The organism is Ignisphaera sp. (assembly GCA_038735125.1).
Classification (GTDB): Archaea; Thermoproteota; Thermoprotei_A; order Sulfolobales; family Ignisphaeraceae; genus Ignisphaera.
Map to the genome: position 1 here is coordinate 114,944 of JAVYNU010000001.1, position 17,813 is coordinate 132,756.

15 protein-coding genes and 1 tRNA gene are annotated in these 17,813 nt (G+C 38.0%); 6 read left to right on the top strand and 10 right to left on the bottom strand.

The genetic code is table 11. The features are described from left to right. Nucleotides 1-2 precede the first annotated feature (2 nt). A complete protein-coding gene (locus tag QW284_00685) occupies nucleotides 3-1,139 on the top strand; it encodes an ATP-binding protein (GenBank protein ID MEM0338193.1) in 1,137 nt (378 codons plus the stop codon). Nucleotides 1,140-1,203: 64 nt separating this feature from the next. Here the strand turns inward: QW284_00685 and QW284_00690 are convergent, their stop codons facing one another. The 3 genes from QW284_00690 to QW284_00700 form a co-directional block, all read right to left on the bottom strand. Next, nucleotides 1,204-1,611: a CBS domain-containing protein gene (locus QW284_00690; GenBank protein MEM0338194.1), complete on the bottom strand. Its 408-nt coding sequence runs from the start codon at nucleotides 1,609-1,611 to the stop codon at nucleotides 1,204-1,206. Further along, on the bottom strand, nucleotides 1,590-3,653 hold the full coding sequence (rqcH, locus tag QW284_00695; protein ID MEM0338195.1) for a ribosome rescue protein RqcH: 2,064 nt from the start codon (nucleotides 3,651-3,653) through the stop codon (nucleotides 1,590-1,592). The genes QW284_00690 and rqcH overlap by 22 nt, the downstream gene beginning before the upstream one ends. A 233-nt stretch (nucleotides 3,654-3,886) precedes the next feature. Continuing rightward, nucleotides 3,887-4,537 (bottom strand): SAM-dependent methyltransferase, encoded by a 651-nt coding sequence (locus QW284_00700; protein MEM0338196.1) that lies wholly within the window; start codon nucleotides 4,535-4,537, stop codon nucleotides 3,887-3,889. Between the two features lie 90 nt (nucleotides 4,538-4,627). On the opposite strand from QW284_00700, the gene QW284_00705 reads away from it, so the two are divergent. Then, complete coding sequence (locus QW284_00705; protein ID MEM0338197.1) at nucleotides 4,628-4,912, top strand: U6 snRNA-associated Sm-like protein LSm6; 285 nt, start codon at nucleotides 4,628-4,630, stop codon at nucleotides 4,910-4,912. Nucleotides 4,913-5,168: 256 nt separating this feature from the next. Next, nucleotides 5,169-6,383, top strand: coding sequence for a methionine adenosyltransferase (locus QW284_00710; protein MEM0338198.1), 1,215 nt, complete (start codon nucleotides 5,169-5,171; stop codon nucleotides 6,381-6,383). 8 nt (nucleotides 6,384-6,391) lie between these two features. On the opposite strand, the gene QW284_00715 is transcribed toward QW284_00710, so the two are convergent. Further along, a complete protein-coding gene (locus tag QW284_00715; protein ID MEM0338199.1) occupies nucleotides 6,392-8,377 on the bottom strand; it encodes a DUF460 domain-containing protein in 1,986 nt (661 codons plus the stop codon). Nucleotides 8,378-8,997: 620 nt separating this feature from the next. After that, nucleotides 8,998-9,897, bottom strand: a complete 900-nt coding sequence (locus tag QW284_00720) for an RIO1 family regulatory kinase/ATPase (GenBank protein MEM0338200.1) — start codon at nucleotides 9,895-9,897, stop codon at nucleotides 8,998-9,000. A 136-nt stretch (nucleotides 9,898-10,033) separates the two neighbouring features. On the opposite strand from QW284_00720, the gene QW284_00725 reads away from it, so the two are divergent. From QW284_00725 to QW284_00735, 3 genes are all read left to right on the top strand, one after another. Next, the gene (locus tag QW284_00725) at nucleotides 10,034-10,504 is read left to right on the top strand and encodes a hypothetical protein (protein ID MEM0338201.1); all 471 of its coding nucleotides are present in this window, start codon (nucleotides 10,034-10,036) and stop codon (nucleotides 10,502-10,504) included. A 217-nt stretch (nucleotides 10,505-10,721) separates the two neighbouring features. Continuing rightward, entirely contained in the window at nucleotides 10,722-11,363 is a 642-nt protein-coding gene (locus QW284_00730) for a DUF4443 domain-containing protein (protein ID MEM0338202.1), read from the top strand. Between the two features lie 88 nt (nucleotides 11,364-11,451). After that, nucleotides 11,452-12,759, top strand: a complete 1,308-nt coding sequence (locus QW284_00735) for a hydroxymethylglutaryl-CoA reductase, degradative (protein ID MEM0338203.1) — start codon at nucleotides 11,452-11,454, stop codon at nucleotides 12,757-12,759. Between the two features lie 13 nt (nucleotides 12,760-12,772). On the opposite strand, the gene QW284_00740 is transcribed toward QW284_00735, so the two are convergent. From QW284_00740 to QW284_00760, 5 genes are all read right to left on the bottom strand, one after another. Further along, nucleotides 12,773-12,867, bottom strand: a tRNA-Lys gene (locus QW284_00740). Between the two features lie 496 nt (nucleotides 12,868-13,363). Further along, nucleotides 13,364-15,580 (bottom strand): elongation factor EF-2, encoded by a 2,217-nt coding sequence (locus QW284_00745; protein ID MEM0338204.1) that lies wholly within the window; start codon nucleotides 15,578-15,580, stop codon nucleotides 13,364-13,366. A gap of 114 nt (nucleotides 15,581-15,694) precedes the next feature. Then, nucleotides 15,695-16,417 (bottom strand): ERCC4 domain-containing protein, encoded by a 723-nt coding sequence (locus tag QW284_00750; GenBank protein ID MEM0338205.1) that lies wholly within the window; start codon nucleotides 16,415-16,417, stop codon nucleotides 15,695-15,697. 11 nt (nucleotides 16,418-16,428) lie between these two features. Then, nucleotides 16,429-17,490: a DHH family phosphoesterase gene (locus tag QW284_00755; GenBank protein ID MEM0338206.1), complete on the bottom strand. Its 1,062-nt coding sequence runs from the start codon at nucleotides 17,488-17,490 to the stop codon at nucleotides 16,429-16,431. Further along, entirely contained in the window at nucleotides 17,438-17,788 is a 351-nt protein-coding gene (locus tag QW284_00760; protein ID MEM0338207.1) for a DUF3194 domain-containing protein, read from the bottom strand. The genes QW284_00755 and QW284_00760 overlap by 53 nt, the downstream gene beginning before the upstream one ends. Nucleotides 17,789-17,813 lie beyond the last annotated feature (25 nt).

Consider the following 17,813-nt stretch of genomic DNA (forward strand, 5'->3'; position numbering starts at 1 on the left):
ATATGAGTGGAGGGCGTGAATATTTAGAAGCATTAGCTAGAAAATATGTCCATGAAGCTATGTTAAATGAGAGAGTTGGAAATAGAATAGATGCTTCAAAAAACTATAAGAAGGCAGCTGAAATAATAATGATGATAGTGAACAACTATAAAAATGATCCAATGATTCATATATATAAAAGCCTTGCCGAAAGCTATATTAATAAAGCAAAGGAGCTAGAAGAAGAGTCTAAGATTTCTGTATCTATAGGTGGCGATAAAGAGGAGTCGGAAGAGGATGTTGTGAAAGACTATGTGCTGATAGAAAAACCCTCTGTCAAGTTCGAGGATGTTATAGGGCTAGACTTGGCTAAGCAAGCTATAATAGATTCTATTGTTTATCCATCAAAAAGACCAGATCTATTCCCTCTTGGCTGGCCTCGAAACATACTCTTATATGGGCCACCAGGCTGTGGAAAAACGTTGTTGGCTGCTGCTGTAGCCAATGAAATAGATGGAGTGTTTATGCAAATTGATGCAGCTGGCTTAATGTCAAAGTGGTTAGGTGAGGCTGAGAAAAGGGTTGCTGCAATATTCAAATACGCTAGAAAGGTTGGAACATCAAAGCCTGTTATAATATTCATAGATGAGGCTGATAGCCTTCTTGGAGTCTATGAAAATGAAATTGGTGGTGAGGCTAGGGTTAGGAATCAGTTTCTAAAGGAATTGGATGGACTAGGAGATAAGGGTAAGAAGTACTTCATATACGTGATTGCAGCATCCAACAAACCATGGAAGCTTGACATAGGTTTTTTAAGAAGATTCCAGAAGAGGATATATATACCACCACCAAATAAAGAGGCTAGAAAAAGCTTGTTCGAGTATTACACCAAATTCTTTAAGCTTGCCCCAGATGTAAACCTCGACCAGTTAGCAGAAAAAACAGAGGGATACTCGGCCAGCGATATAAGAGACATTGTTTTAGAAGCTTATCTCAGGACTGTAAGAGAGTTGTTTAGATCCAATAACATGAACGACAATCCAAGGCCGATAACCATGCAAGATTTTGTAGAGGTTCTTCAACGCAGAAAACCCAGCATCTCTCCAGAGTTACTAAAGCTTTATGAAGAATGGGGCAAGAATTTCGGCGCTGTAGCCTAGATGCAAAACTGTTTACCATCAATAAATAATAGCATGTCAGAAATTCTTATATTGAGCATACCAACTAACCCTTTATCTCTATGTACTCAAGCAACTCTGGAACATATTTAAGTACATCATCGATCGTGACTATTCCCATGACCTTTCCGGCATTGTTGACAACTGGTATATGACCGTGTCCCGTGCCAATCATGAGATTTATGACATCTTTAAGAGGTGTATTAGGTTCTACAATTGTGACTGGCCGGGAAAGTATTTGAGTAATTTTAGTTGATTTAGGGTCTAATCCCTTGGCAAAAACCTTTATTACAATATCCTTTGCTGTTACAACACCAAAAACAACGTCATTCTCGTCAACAACTATTAGCGAAGCAATGTTATATCTTTCCATCATCTTTATCGCATCATGTACTGTTGCATCTACCTTCACACAAATTGGGTTAGGTACCATTATGTCAGATGCTCTAAGCATTTTTTCAGCACCTCTCTAGCATTTTCATTTATAGCCATTTTAACTATTTTGCTCCTACCAGGTATTTTTGATCTCAGCTCATTTAGATCAATAGCTTTTGCGACCACATCTAAACCACTCCTTTTCAATTCAGATCTAAACTTCTCAACAACCTCCTCGATTCTTAGATCGCCTGGTTGTAAAACCATGTACCAAATACCTTTCTTTGAAACTGTAGCCTCTGAGCCAACAATTATCCTAGCTATACATCGACCTTCATCAGTTTCTAAGATTTCTATTCCAATGGCTATTCTAAGCTCCACATTATCTATAAAATTCTTTTTGCCATACACCATGAATCCTCCACGTGGAAGATATTCACCAGATGGTGGTGATAAAGACACTTGAGAACCTAGAACCCAAAAAACATTAATTGTATGAAGGCCTAGCTTCCATGCTTTACTATAGGATGCTGCCAAAACAGCAGCTTCTCTTAGCGTCTCCTCATCGACTTGCCTATTATCAGTTTTAATTATTACTGCGCTACCCCCGTGTATATCCGCATGCATTACAATGTCACTATCCTTCAGAAGCTTTTTAATGAGATATATATTCTGACTTGCATCTCTTCCACCCAGAATTAAAAAACCGGATGGTGTTATAGTCCAATGGAATTTTTCAAACCATTCCATCTTTCTAGAAATCGAAAACTTTATGCTCTTCTCTTCAGCAACGGTTTCTTCACTCAGCCTCTTGATTTCTCCTTCTATTCTCTGCATTTCTGTGATCGTCCTTTCTATGCTTTCAGACACGTCACTTAGAGCCTTTCTATACTCATTGTATAACGACACCAATGGTTTTCTCACATTCAACTCAATGCGAATTCCGCCAATATCTATATAGTATAGCCCCTTGCTCTGATCATATCCAACAATTCTATTACTACACTTACTTATTTGCTTCCAGCCATATTGTTTGACGACTGTCTGAACACATTGATGCAAACTCTCTATTTCTGGATAATTCTCCTCAATAATAGACACAATCTTGCTAATAAAGTCTTTTTTATCTTCGTATGTCTTCAATATCGAATTCATCTCTTGTAATGTATGTCTTAACTTTTCAATTCTATCCATGATCGGCTTTATTTTAGTATCTTTAATAAGATTTTCAATATTATATATGAAGAATCTATTTATTGTATCATTAAAACTTTGACTCACCTCAACCTTATAGATATTGCTGGTGGTAAACTGGGGTGGAACGAAGGGGTAGAACCCTAATGGAATATTATTTACATATACTATACAAGGGGTTGGTTTTTTTATAGCTTGATCGATAATACTTTTTGTGTTATCGATAATGCATTTTATAATACCTTCAATGGATTCATCTTTATTATCCACACTTTTTTCACATAAAAATGCACCTGCCTCAACGACTTCTGGAGGAAATCCAAATGTTTTTACAATATAGGAAATTACGTTTCGTTTTTTCTCATCAGATTCTCTTAATCCCTCCAGAATTTTTGTAATTTCTATGTTGTCTTGCCATTGTTTGGGTGGAAATACGTATTTTGATTTTGGCACTATGATTCTGTCCTTCATTCTCTTATATTCCAACGCTATAACCACACTATAATCAGAATCTGTAAGAACAACTGTGCCTCGCGGTAGTAGTTCTATAATAAGTCTTCTCTCTTCCTCCCCACAGGCAATTTTCATAACAATTATTCTTTCTCTATCATGCTGATCCACTGAAATAATTTTACAGTCTCTTATATGTGTTCTCCACACGCTAGTCAAATTCTTTGAATGGTCTACATCTACCTTTGAATCAGATAAAGATATCCTCTTGCCAGGTTCAATAATGAGATACCATGGCTTTATTTCTCCTCCTCTTCTAAGCTTTAAAATGGCTAGATTCTTTGAATATATGTATATGTTATCGATATAAGCATTTTCAATACGGCTTTTCTGCTCATTAATCCATACACTTATATCTAGCCAGCTCATAGAATTTTTCTGGTGTTTTTGTATTGATGCAGCATCCTGTTGAGGCATTGCCACTCCACCTGAAGATATTGCTTATTAGGGGTCTTTATGGCTTGATAGCATCCACTATTGTAACTATATTCTCATTACATATATATTATGAGATTGCCTTAACAGGTTTATTAGGTTCCATTGCTCCATATTTTACATGGACCTTAGTAATACTCCTATACCTACCAACCATAGCCATAATTAAAGGGCTTGGAGTAAACAAAAGATTTGAACTCTATTTAAGGGGTTTTTCAATATACTTTGTCATCTTCATACTTACAAATATTGTCATCGCCAGCTAAAATCCTGGCTTCGTATACAGGGGAAAACTCTGCTACAATAGCTATGTAGTCTTGTGGCAAGACTATATTACCAACATCGTCAATAGGAAAAGCATAAGGCAACTCTATCTCTAGCTCTATGTCATGCCCAAGTTTCTTGTTTATTTTCAAGCCAAACACATATTTTATCTCCTCAAGCTTTTTCCCATTCTCTATAAGCTTAACAATATAAGCTGCCCCACCAATAGTATATTGATGTTTTCCGATGTTTCTAACCTTGGCTAGCGGAAGTTTCGATGTAATTAGCTTTCTTGTTCTTCCAGATGGTGGGTGAGACCCCATTATACCTCCTATAATAACGTATTTGCTGTCTCGTAAATCATTAGTTGTAAGAGCTTCTTTTGCAACAGGATCTAGAACAATAACATTTGTATTATTGCTAAATAGCGTCGTTGCTGATTCTCTATATACTTTTCCAAGTGGTTTTAGTAATTGCGCATCTTTATCATTTTTTATGTTTGTGAAAATAACTCTACCTCCAAAGAGATTTGACACAAATTCGTATTCCTTAAAAAGCCATTTACTTATACAGGGTTCGAGATGCTCTATCACAATCTGCATTGCCCACATACCAACATTCTTATAAAGCTTAAAACAAAAATTTTTAAATTGTGATTAAAGCGAAATAGAGTTAGAGCGGGATGAATCTGAATGGCAACAGCACAGCAAAAACCTTCGATAACTCCTATGAAGCTACTAAGAGGATCTATGAACAAAACAGTGCTTGTGAAAGTTAAGGAAAATACGGAGTTTGTTGGAAAGCTTGTTATGACAGATCCGACAATGAATGTTGTATTAGAGGATGCAACAGAGTATAGAGATGGGGGAGAAGAGGTTATAGCAAAATATGGTAGAATATTGATTAGGGGAAGCCAAATCCTATACATATGCGTTGACTATACCGAAGCAAAGCTTAGGCAAGCAATATCATCGTGAGAATACCATGAAAAGCTATAGAAAAACAGGAAAAAATGTGAAGCTACCTAATTCATGTCCAATAAACTTTGAATTTTCATTGGACAACATTGATTGTAAGCTATGCAGATATTTTGACCAATGCCTCAAGGTATTCACTAAGGCTGAAAAACTTAGCAAGACCATTAGGTAGACAGCATCGAATAAAAGTTTAGATAATACATAAGATACATAAAAGATATAAGGTTCAGGATATTTAAAAGCTGTGGGAAGGGCAATGATAAATGTAGAGGTATCAGAACATAGATGGATAGGTATAGAGAATCTAAATGTTGAAATTGTGGAGAGAAAGGGTGTAGGTCACCCAGACTATGTAGCAGATAGTGTAGGAGAAGCTGTAAGTAGAGAGCTTAGCAAATACTATTTAAAAAGGTTTGGCCTGGTTTTGCACCATAATGTAGATAAAGTTCTTGTGGTAGGAGGTCAAGCGCATCCTGTTTTTGGGGGAGGTGAAGTCTTACAACCAATATATATAATTGTGTCGGGAAGAGCAACAACATATGTGAAAACAAAGGATGGATTAGAATTTATACCAGTTGGAACAATCGTAATGAGAGCTGCCAGAAATTGGATTAAAGAAAACTTCAGATTTCTGGATCCAGAAGACCATGTTATTGTAGATTATAAAATTGGTCAGGGAAGTGCTGATCTAGTAGGACTTTTTGAATATGGGCTGAAGAAGGTCCCCCTAGCTAATGACACGAGCTTCGGTGTGGGATATGCACCATTATCAACACTTGAAAGGATTGTATATGATGTTGAGAGGTTCTTGAATTCACAGAACCTCAAAAATGTATTGCCAGTTGTAGGTGAAGATGTTAAGGTAATGGGGCTCAGAATAAATAAAAAGATAACGCTAACAATAGCTGTCGCCATGATCTCCAGGTTTGTAAGAGATAAGGAAGAGTACTTAGCATTAAAAGAGGAGATAAAAGAGAAAGTACTTGACTATCTAGCAAAGAAGGTGCATGGTTACGATATTGAGGTATTCATAAATGCAGCTGACAAACCGGAGGAAGGAATACTTTATTTGACAGTTACAGGAACGTCTGCTGAACACGGTGATGATGGTGCAACCGGAAGAGGCAACAGAGTAAATGGATTAATAACTCCAATGAGACCTATGAGCCTAGAGGCAACTGCTGGCAAGAATCCTATTAGCCATGTTGGCAAGATCTATAATGTTGCATCGACAATCATAGCAAATAAAATTTATGAAGAAGTAAAGGGTGTTAGAGAAGTTTATGTCAGTATGTTAAGCCAGATTGGAAGACCAATAAACGATCCATTAATAGTTGATATAAAGATCTTTCCAGAAGATAAACTAACGGTGAATATGACCAGTGAGGTAAAGGGCATTGTTAATGAGGTTCTTGAAAACATTGAGAAGATATCGAATTATATAATAGAGAATAAGATTGGTCTATTTTGAATAGATAATCAACTCTTTAATAAGCCCAGCCTATACTCTTTAATGATATCAACAAGCTTTTTAGGATCTAGATATTCCTTCTCCCGTTTTTTATTTAAATAGTCTTCCAACTTGTTATAAGCATTTCTTACAGCTTCCTGCAGAAGCTTTTTGTCGAAAACCACCACATTATCTGTGGCTAAAACTGGTGCTATATTTTCACAGACAATTCCGAGCTCCAGATCCAAAATGTCTGTTGAAAATGATTGTGGACATGTCTTCATTATTAATATCGCTGGTCTTTTAATGCTTTTTAGCTTAGACAAGTCTATAATATCTCTATCCATGTACATTACATAGATCCCGTCCACAGTTATCTGATATTCTTCGCTGAAGCTCTTAGCAATGGGAATAATGATAAGCCTATTATTTGCAATACCCATTAAGATTTCTTCAAACGCTTTCCTAGACTCATTTAACTTCTCACGCTCTTTTTCAAGAGACTCTATATATGCTTGCATCTGTTTTAGTTTCTCTTTGAACTCATTAACCATTCTATCCCTTACAATCTCCGGCTCTAGCTTCTCACTTGTCTTGAACCTGTTCTCAAATTCTATTTCACTTAATCTATTTTCCAACTCTATTACACGCCTTCTGAGAATCTCTTTCTCCTTTTGAAGTTCATTTAACTTCTCTTCAACTATCTTAACCCTATCAACACAGTTGCTATATGCATTTTGAGATGGTATTACAGCATCCTGGTTAAGGGTTGCATAGTAAGCATTTTTAAGGTGTTCCTCAATGGCGTACTCAATAGCTTCATTGATTGTCTTGCCCCGCAGCAACTGTAGCTTAATGTCATCTATTTCTACATCCAGCCCCAACTCAATAATCTTTCTCTCAACCTCTATAAACTTTTTCTCAAAAGATTTATACGCCTTCAGTGCAGCAGCAAGTGCATCCCTCTCATGCGAAGTTCTAATCTCTACATTTAGACCACGTTTCATAGCCCAGCTAATCAGATACTCCTTTTCCTCAACACTCAGAGATTTATTGGGTATGTAAAGGGGTAGCCCAAGAATCGAAGAAATTTTTTTGACAGTGTCTGGAGGCGGATTCTTGTCTGTTGCTATGAGAACCGGCGTACCGATTGAGTATACCTTGCTTACCACAGCCACCTTGTCAAGTTCTCTAGATGAATAGGTATAGCAGGTTTTAAGCGACAGGTCTATCATAGCTATACCAGTTTCAATCCCAGGGTCAACACCTACTATTACATACCTTTTGCTATAGCCTTCGTTTTCAAACTCTATTGTTGTATACTCAGGTTTTATAACAATCCTTATATCATTTCCATGGAAGGGCTTTACAAACCTACGTACAGTTGAAGCATCTGCATAGACTATAATTATAGCGTTGTCTAACCCCCCTTTTCCTCTTCTCAAGACTATATCATATACTATCTGAGCTTCGTCAAGCTTCTTCCTAACCTCCTTCATCGCAGTGAAAATAGCGGTCCTCACTGCTCGTGCAAAAATGTTTGCTCTACTACCACCTGATCCAGGTGATCTAGTTCTCGAAATGACTATCTTTGTTCGTGTGCCAACACCTCTAATTACCGTGCCAATGCCATTTAATGCTAGAAGAGCACAGAGGTAGGCGGTTTGAAGAGGTTTTGGCTTTGTTGATAAATTTAGACCAAGTTTTAGCACTTGCTTAGACAAATCAATGAATTTGCTCTCCTCCAAGGTAACCTGATATATTGTTGTAGTTGGTGGAAAGAGTTCGAGAATTCTAGCTAGTTCTTTCCTCATTGGAGCTATTTCAAAAATATTGTCAATACCGATTCTATCTACTTTATAGTCCCACGCAATTCTAATCAAACCTTTTAATGGCGTTTCAACAGATTCATAAACTATATTGTTGTCTTCATCAATTACCACTACTGCATATATGGGTGGATTTGTTCTTGATAATGGGCTTCCCTTGACGATATCTATGCCCATTACCTTCATAATAACACTTCGATTAGCTTATTATTTTTCTCTATGCTACAAGGATCCTAACCATCTATACACAATATTTTCATTAAGAGTTTAAAAACTTGAATAATACTAGGCAAGATAAAACTGGGTTCACCTCTTTATGTATTTGTATATGTTTTTATATGGTGTGTCATCGGCTCATTCTTTGAAAACCCACCCTTCGATCTGGTTTCATCCATCATTGGGTGGGTGCCCCACGACCCATGACGTGGGGCGTGCGCTTTGAGGGTACGTAGATAGATGTTCATTGCCCAATAGCGTCTCTGTCGGCTATAACCCTTTCTCTAGAGGTCTGACCTTTATGTGGGTCTTCATCCCTCACGGTTTCCTCTACCCCCGCTTGCGGGAGCCTGGTCTCATCAGTTAGCCTCCCTCACCCCTCCGCCAGACTCCCATCAACGAAGGCAGAGGGGTTCGGAGAGCCTCATCCCTATCTCGCAACCGCTCATCGCTCATCAGCTTCCCCACATCCCATACCAGATTATTACTGATAAGCTTATAATCTTTTGCAAAAACCCGGAGACAGAAATCTCCCAACAACACCCACGACAAACCCAATCACATAATAAACTCTTGACACTTTCACGAACTTACCAGGTCTCTAGAACATATTTGAGTACTTCATCTAGTTCAATGGTTAATCTAAACTTTTTCTTGAAGAAAGATATTATGTGTTGCAAGTCTCTCCTCAAGACTTCTAGAGATCTGGGATCCACTGTTGCGACATACTGTGGCCAATCTATTATATAGCTTTTCCCACTCTCTATATCAACAATTACGTTATATTCACTTAAATCACCGTGAACGAGGCCTGCTTTCCAGTAAGCGTTTTTTACTATATCAACTATTTGATAAAATATCTCAGCAGGATCTTCAAGATCTTTTACCTCAAACAGATTTACACCATTTATATACTCTATTACGACACTGTGAAGAGCGTTGCCATAGAACTTAGGGATTCCTTGAATATTGAATTTATTTAGTATGCCCAACGCCTCAGCCTCTCTACGGCCAGACACAATGCTTTTCACCATCCAAGTAGAGCCGCCGAAATTTTCGCCATACGACCTTACTTTAGACACGTTCCTAAACTCTTTTCCAATTTTATGAAATTTTACTGCAACAAGAGAATTGCTGGTTGATATTGCTTGGTAAAGCTCGCTCTCCTTACCCTCGCCAATTTTATCGCCAAATGCGCTAAGAACATTCTTTAGAACGAGCCTGTGTATTGCAAGACAGTCCAAGCCTAGGAATCTAAGTCTATAGGCTTCAAGTGTTGGGTGACGCTCGATAAGCTTCATTTTGCTGAGTTTCTGGATCCTAGCCACTATCTCTTTTTGTGTAAATTTTCTATCGAACTTGTTTACAATTAATTCCATGGGTATAAACTCAAATTTCTTTATGTAGCGAACAAAAATATCTAACAAGATGTAATCTTCTTCAACGAGACTTTTACATATTACACCCAGCTTCGTCCAACAACACCCCAAGAGTATGCTGATCCGTGGCGGCCGCGATTCTCTTCATCCAATTATGTCGAGAGCGCGGGACTCTTCATCACTATTAGATTAGTCTAACGTACTTTTAAGTTTGTTAGACAAAATCTCCGTTTGGGACCCCAGATATATGCCTAGCAAGCTCAAGCTTCCCCCAAGAATAAAGATTTTGGAGGCCTTGGGTTGTTTAGCAGATAGAAGGATTAGAGAAATTGACGATAACAAAGCTGTTGTATCATCATCTGATGGTAGTAGGGAATACCACATTTATGTGGATGTAAAGAAGGGGCTTGTCTATAGCGATGATAATGGTACAAAATTTAGGGGGTATATAGGCTATCCCATAATAGCTTTTCTTATGCTAAAAGGTTATCTACCATATGATGAGAAAATAGCCAAGGCATTAGCTGGGATACCGTGGAAAAAACTCAATGAGTCTTATAAGAACTATCAGGTTGTCGAAAACATAGTAAAAGATTTTGCAAGACAAAACGGAGTCTCACTAGAATCTATAGATGCTTTCATAAACAATACACTAAGGCAATTATCCAAGCTTTCATTAATATACGATGAAAATCTTAAAAATGCTTTTAACACATGAACTATTTTTCATCATCATTGAACAATTTCAGCTTAATCTATACAATTTTAACATATAAATGTTTAACTTTCTACCAAATACCTTCATGCTATTCACATAGTTAATTTGAGAGCATTAAAGAGCATAATGCGTGAGATGCCGATGCTAACTGTCATCTGTAGTATTTCATAAATTTTTAATAATGTGGAAAATAATTGACTATATTGTGAGGATTAGAATGAGTGTAAAAAGTATCTTCTATGATGTTGCCTCTGGTCGGAGAGGTGTTAAACCCCTTTTCGAGCCTGCTCATGTACTAAAAGCCTTGCTCTTACTTTATGAAAAAGAGCCTATGGGTAGAAATCTACTATCTAAGATGTTAGGTATAGGTATTGCTTCTACTCGAACTTTGATTAAGAGGCTTAAAGAATATGATTTAATAAATATTGATAATGTTGGTGGCTGTCTTCTTACAGAGAAAGGCAAAAACATTGTTACAAAAGTAAGAAAGGTTATTCGCAAAATAGAAAATGTTTCGTCGATTATAGCAAAAGACTTGAAGCTAGGTTCTTATTCTTGGATTGCTGTAATAGAAAATGGTATTGAGTTGGTTAATAAATATGGAATCGTAGCTATTAGAGATAGACTAGTCGGTTATGGAGCAAGGGCCGCATTAATAATTTTTGTCGAGGATTTCACATATATACCCCCCGACAAGTCTTTGAATGAAAGTAAATATCATACTCTAAAATGTCTCAAGGAATTCTTATCTCTTAGGATCGGAGATGCATTAATAGTTTCGTTCTCAGATGATCCTTTAACTGCAGAAAAAGCATTACTAAACACAATAATCGATATATTCTTAGACATCCCCATGTAGAGTAATCAAGAATTGAGCCTACTAAGTTATTGTTAGCATAAATAGTTAAATCTATGGAAGATTTTACTACAACCCTGGTGAAATCTAATTGAGCTCAGGCCATAGAGGAACATCCAGGATATCAGGTTTTTATAACCTTACCCTAGATGAAAGATTAAATATTGTTGCTAGCTGGGCCGGTTTAACCAAAGATGAAATCGATTTACTGAGAAATTTTGGAAACCTTGGAGCTAAGCTGGCCGATACCATGATAGAGAATGTTGTGGGTGCTATGTCATATCCCTTTGCCATTGCCACTAACTTTAGGATTAATGGAAAGGACTATCTGATTCCGATGGTTATCGAAGAGCCAAGCGTTGTTGCTGCAGCAAGCAACGCCGCTAGAATGCTTCGAGAAGCTAATGATGGTGATGGTATAAGGGCTCTCTCTGACAAACAGTTGATGATAGGGCAGATACATCTAATGAAAGTTTCATCGCCACGCACTATAGCAATGGAGATTATGCGAAGAAAAGATGAAATACTTGAACTCGCCAATTCCACCAACAAAACCCTTGTGAGTATCGGTGGAGGTGCTAAAGATGTTAATGTAAGGGTCATTGAAACTAGAAGAGGTCCCGTAGTTGTTGTCCACTTGCTGGTTGACGTAGTTGATGCTATGGGTGCTAACACTGTTAATACAATGGCTGAAGCTGTGGCACCATATCTTGAAAAGCTCACGGGTGGAGAGGCAAGACTGAAAATAGTATCTAACTATGCAATTTACAGGCTTGCAAGGGCATGGGTAAGAATAGATGTGGACAAAATCGGTGGAAGAGAAGTTGCAGAGAAAATAGTTGATGCAAGCGCTATTGCTGAGGCAGACGTTTTCAGAGCTGTAACACACAACAAAGGGATAATGAATGGGATAATAGCTGTTGCCCTTGCAATCGCACAAGACCACAGAGCAATTGAAGCTGGAGCCCATGCTTATGCTGCAAGAGACGGTATATACAAGCCTCTTAGTACATGGGACATAGATTCGCAAGGCTATCTCGTAGGCGTTTTAGAAATACCTTTACAAGTTGGTACAATAGGTGGTTCTGTGAAAACCCATCCAATAGCTCAAATAGCCTTGAAGATCCTTGGAATTAGATCAGCAAAAGAGTTGGCAGAAATCATGGCGGCCGTTGGTCTAGCACAAAACTTTGCCGCACTAAGAGCACTCGTTACTACAGGTATTCAAGCTGGGCATATGAAACTCCATGCCAGAAACTTGGCCATCGCGGCAGGAGCCCAAGGAGAACTTATAGAACTTGTTGCAGAGGAAATGATAAGAGAGGGTAAGATAACATTCGATAAAGCAAGGGAACTTGTTGAGAAATATAGAAGCTCAAACACTAATGCAAATCCTTAAAGTGAATTAAATGTGGCGGGCCCGCCGGGATTCGAACCCGGGACCTCCGCCCAGCATTTGGTCTACGGGTTAAGAGCCCGCCGCTCTACCTGGCTGAGCTACGGGCCCATCACATATCGGTTTGCTGTAAAAATACTTACACGAATGCAATTTTAAGCTTTTCACCGACTGAGAATATTTTTAACAGTTATCATCTAATTTTGATGCTTAAAAAACATAAAGGTAAGGTATAGTGTTTAGCATTCCCTGAAACTATCATGGTATATTATGTGCCTTGGCCTTTTACCCTAATTATCGAGATCATGCTGCTTAGCATTTTCCTCAACAAGTTCTACAGCACAACTATTGCTTTGAGTTCTCTAATAGTATCTCCGTTGCTGACTATACCCGATTTGCTTGACAACTTCCACCAATATTAATGAACTCTACTCATAGGACAAACTTCCTAAATTTGGTTTTCATGCATTGTGAAATAGCGGCCAGAGAAAAATTAACTCTATTGCTCTAAGCTTTTTATGAGAGTGCAAGAATATTATACTTCAGCAATGTTTTTGATTCCATTGCTAAAATACAATATTCTATTTTTGCCCATGCTACTACGACACTATAGTGATATGAATTCATCTGGGCTTGGAGGCTCTGGCTTTAGACCCTTTCTCTGTCTAATTTTCTTTACAGTATCGAGTAACATAGAGTCTGGTACAGGTGCCCAGCGACTGAACTCCGTGCCCCAAAATGCTTTTCCAGCGCTTGCACTTCTAAGCTCGTTTGCTAGATCAGCCGATTCTGCAACTGGTACTTCTGCCAACATTTTAACTAAGTTGCCTACCATGTGGGTAACATTTATTATTCTGCCTCTTCTCTTTGTTATAACCGATGATATTGGCCCTAGATAATCCATTGGGAATTTTATCTCTATTTTCTGGAGAGGCTCTAGTAGAGTTGGTCTTGATGTTAATATAGCTGCATATATCGGGTTTCTAACTGCTGGATATATTTGCGCAGGTCCTCTGTGTGCAGGGTCTTCGTGAATTACAGCATCGTGTAGAATAACTTTTAATCCCCTTACAGGCTCCATTGCCAATGGCCCTTCTTTCATAGCTAATCTGAATCCTTGTATAATAGTATCTCTAACTTCTCTAAGATACTGTATTCCTGATGTCATGTCGATAAACACATCTATGTTTTCGTCAATGGCCCATATCCTTCTCGCTTCATCATGATCCCAGCCAGCCTGATCCCTCAGTATCCTAGCTCTTTTGTGCGGATCCATATCCTCTGTAATAACACCTTCTTGTATAAGCTTTATAGTCTCTTCATTTAATGGCTCTATGCTTATGTAGAACCTGTTATGCTTATTTGGAGACTTGCCCTCGAAAACTTTGCTTTTCTCCCTAGCAGTTTCTCTGTAAACTATTGTTGGGGATGATGTGTCAACATCTAACCCAAATCTCTCTTTTAGGAGCGTCAACACTATTTCAAGGTGCAAATGTCCCATACCTGAAATCAAGTATTCCCCTGTCTCCTCATTTATTTTAACAATAAGATTTGGATCCTCTATACTCATCTTCTTTAGCGCATCGATGAGCTTTGTTAAATCGCTTGTCTTTTTAGGCTCGACAGCCATTGTGACAACAGGCTCTGATATGTACCTCATTCTCTCAAAAGGTGTCATGGTATCTTTCAATTTTATGTCAACAACAGTTTCACCTGCTCTCGCTTGATCAAGCCCTAGTACAGCAGCTACGTTGCCTGCTGGGATTCTATCAACAACCTCTCTATATGGTCCCATGTATATGCCTACTTGCAGAACCTTTTGAACGAGTCTACCATTTATTAGATAGAGCTCTTGGCCATTGTATATAGTGCCTGAAAATACCCTCCCGGTTGCTACAAAACCTGCATGTGGATCCCAACGCATGTCACAAACAAAGAATATTACAGGGCCATCAGGATCAGCTGTCATCATAGCCTTTCCAATATCGGTGTTTATATCTCCTCTCCAAATCTTCGGTATTCTATATGCCTGCGCCTCTCTCGGATTAGGAACAAATTTTACAACCATATCTAGAAGTGCTTCGTGAAGTGGAATCTTCTTTTTGAGTTCCTCCAACCCTTCTTTATCTCCCCTTGAATAAACCTCTATCAAATCATCTATTTTCACACCCTTCTTCTTGCTTAATGGAACTGTGAGCCCTATTGCATCTTTTGCGCTTCCAAAAGCCACCATGCCTTGTGCAGGATCTAAAATCCACTTCTTTTTGAATTCAGGCTCTGCATATGTCTCAATCAGATTGTTTACCTCCTTTATGATCTCTACAAACCTCTGTTTAATATCATCTGGCTTCATTCTCAACTCTTTTATCAATCTATCTACCTTATTGATGAATAGCAACGGTCTTACCCTCTCCTCTAATGCTTGTCTAAGAACTGTCTCTGTCTGTGTCATAACCCCCTCTACAGCATCGACAACAACTATTGCTCCATCAATCATTCTAAGGCTTCTAGTGACCTTTCCAGTGAAATCGACATGACCAGGTGTATCAACTAGGTTTATAACGTAGGGCCTTCCCTCAAATTCGTGGTACAAGCTTATGTTAGCAGCTTTGACAGTCATCTGCCTCTTTTGCTCAATATCCAGAAAGTCCATTGCAAGAAGTTGGCCAGCTAGTCTAGGAGATATTAACCCAGCTGCTGCTAGCAGGCTATCTGTTGTCGTTGTTTTTCCATGATCCACATGCGCAATTATACCCACATTCCTAATCTGCTCTGGATTATTCATTATCTTTAATATTTGGTCAACGCTTTTCACAAACCTCATTTTTTATTACCCTACACTATCCAAGTCTTTATGTATTCTAAGGCTTATTAATTTTTTATATCCTGATATCATTAAATATAGCTGGCCAGAACTTATTAAGCTTTACACCGTAGGTTAACTGGTTTTACTCTCTGAAAAATAGTCCATAATTGATTTTCCCTGTTCCTTCTTCTGATCCTTAAAACCTTTGTATAGAGCATGTATCACTTGGTATATCTCGGTAGCTCTTTTTTCGCTAAGTCCCTCAATCTTCATTAAATCAGATGGCGATGCTGTGCAAAAGTTATATATGGATCCAAATTTCTCCAATATTCTCACAGCTATTTTAGGGCCTACATGTGGAAATGCTTGTAATATATATAATTGCCATTCCATTATATCAGAAGATAAGGGTTTTTGAGAGGGTTTTTTAACGCTTATCATTGCATTCTTTGATTTCCCCTGTCTTGCTGCAATTCTCTTAATTATCTCAGCTGTTTCTTCCTCATCTCTAGAGCTAAGCGTTATTATACCGACGTCAAGAGCTAATGTTATATATGCACCAATAATAGCACCTCTCCTGATATTGGATAGCTTTGCAGCCTCTTTCAGACTGCCCTCTATTATCATGATGGCTTTCTCAAACTCATTCACAAGCCTTGTAGCTTGGTCAAATAGCCTTCCATCGACTAAGGATCTTATAAAATCTGAAGCAGTTTTTCTTTCTATGCCAATGCTATTAGAAATTACATAATCACCAACAGAAAGAAATTTGAACATAACTGTAACGCCTTTGCTAAGCAGAATTTGAGGTACCCTCGAACCCCTTTCCCGCTCATCAACATATACCACAACCATTTGCATCCACCTCAGCTGCGCTCTTCAACGAATTCTAGAATACCTATCTCGCTTATGCTATTTAATACCTTAATGAGCTGCTCAATCACATGCTTAACATTATATGTTCTTAATACAGCACCACCAGCCACCTTATGCCCTCCCCCACCACCACCATAAACATCTACTAACTTTTTCAGAATGTTGTTATAGATATCAATATCTAATGCATTCACAACTTCATCTCTACCCCTATACACAACTCTTGTCGCTTTTAGATCTTCATCTTCAGTTACAACAAATGATATATCATAGCCTATTGATATCAGACTCGATGCACAATCTGATTCATATGCCCCGACATTAGATATGGCAATAAAGACCTCGCTATTCTTTATCCTTATCTTGAAGCCTCTATGCCTAAGTATACACTTTATCCTTGCAATTCTATTTGATGGTGGTTTCTCAACGGCTATAAGCTTCATAGCCTCTTCGTAATCTGCCCCTAGATCAATCATCTTGGCTACAACACGAAAAGTATTTTTAGCTATCCTTTGAAACCTCTTTGTATCCCACAAAATTCCTGCTAAAAGAATCGTAGCAAGTTCATTTAGGTTACCAAGTCTTTGGTTATAGTTCACAATCATTTCGAAAACTATTTCTGCAGTCGAACTATAGTATTGTTCATCCCCAAAAAACAATATCTTCTTGCTTTTATCTAAGACTTGAATATCTTGATATTGATGATGGTCAATAACAATTATGTTGTTACACTGAAAAACATAGTTTTTGATTATTCTGAGCTGCTCCCATGAAGCCGTATCCACTATTATACAGGTATCGCATGGCTCTTTATTCTCTAGTTGGTGATGTCTCTTAATCACATCAATTATTGTATTCATTCTTTGGCAAAGCTTGTAAATACGCTTACACTCAAGTCCTATCCCCTCCGGCACTAGAATCTCTACGAAAGCATTATTATTGAGACTATAGATCAATTTATATAGTGCACAAGCAGATGAAAGTGCATCGGGATCAGCATTAACATGTGTTATTATGGCAACTCTCCTTGCATCCTCTATAATCTTCCTCATGACATCTAAACCTAGATAAAAACTGCTCTGCTGCATCGAAAGCTTTCCTCGTTGCTGTATCTAATATTGCTTCTAGACTTGGCTTACTAATAAAATATGCCTTTGTATCTATGTCAATAGAAATCGTTAGCACATCATTAAGTTCAACGCCTACTGTGATGTTATAATCTGTTGCTCTAGACCTTAATACAGTATTCAGGTAATTAATAATGGTATTTTCTATGGTAATAGCAAGCTCCGATAATGCTTCGAAATCAATTTTGTTTAGGTCTAAATTAAGTAACTTTACTTTTCTCATCTTTAGCCTCGATTACAAAATTAAT

Bases quoted from the DNA above. Each gene is read 5' to 3' on its own strand.
- QW284_00685 (MEM0338193.1), top strand. From the start codon at position 3: ATGAGTGGAGGGCGTGAATATTTAGAAGCATTAGCTAGAAAATATGTC.
- QW284_00690 (MEM0338194.1), bottom strand. From the start codon at position 1,611: ATGCTTAGAGCATCTGACATAATGGTACCTAACCCAATTTGTGTGAAG.
- rqcH (MEM0338195.1), bottom strand. From the start codon at position 3,653: ATGCCTCAACAGGATGCTGCATCAATACAAAAACACCAGAAAAATTCT.
- QW284_00700 (MEM0338196.1), bottom strand. From the start codon at position 4,537: ATGCAGATTGTGATAGAGCATCTCGAACCCTGTATAAGTAAATGGCTT.
- QW284_00705 (MEM0338197.1), top strand. From the start codon at position 4,628: ATGGCAACAGCACAGCAAAAACCTTCGATAACTCCTATGAAGCTACTA.
- QW284_00710 (MEM0338198.1), top strand. From the start codon at position 5,169: ATGATAAATGTAGAGGTATCAGAACATAGATGGATAGGTATAGAGAAT.
- QW284_00715 (MEM0338199.1), bottom strand. From the start codon at position 8,377: ATGAAGGTAATGGGCATAGATATCGTCAAGGGAAGCCCATTATCAAGA.
- QW284_00725 (MEM0338201.1), top strand. From the start codon at position 10,034: ATGCCTAGCAAGCTCAAGCTTCCCCCAAGAATAAAGATTTTGGAGGCC.
- QW284_00730 (MEM0338202.1), top strand. From the start codon at position 10,722: ATGAGTGTAAAAAGTATCTTCTATGATGTTGCCTCTGGTCGGAGAGGT.
- QW284_00745 (MEM0338204.1), bottom strand. From the start codon at position 15,580: ATGAGGTTTGTGAAAAGCGTTGACCAAATATTAAAGATAATGAATAAT.
- QW284_00750 (MEM0338205.1), bottom strand. From the start codon at position 16,417: ATGGTTGTGGTATATGTTGATGAGCGGGAAAGGGGTTCGAGGGTACCT.
- QW284_00755 (MEM0338206.1), bottom strand. From the start codon at position 17,490: ATGAGGAAGATTATAGAGGATGCAAGGAGAGTTGCCATAATAACACAT.
- QW284_00760 (MEM0338207.1), bottom strand. From the start codon at position 17,788: ATGAGAAAAGTAAAGTTACTTAATTTAGACCTAAACAAAATTGATTTC.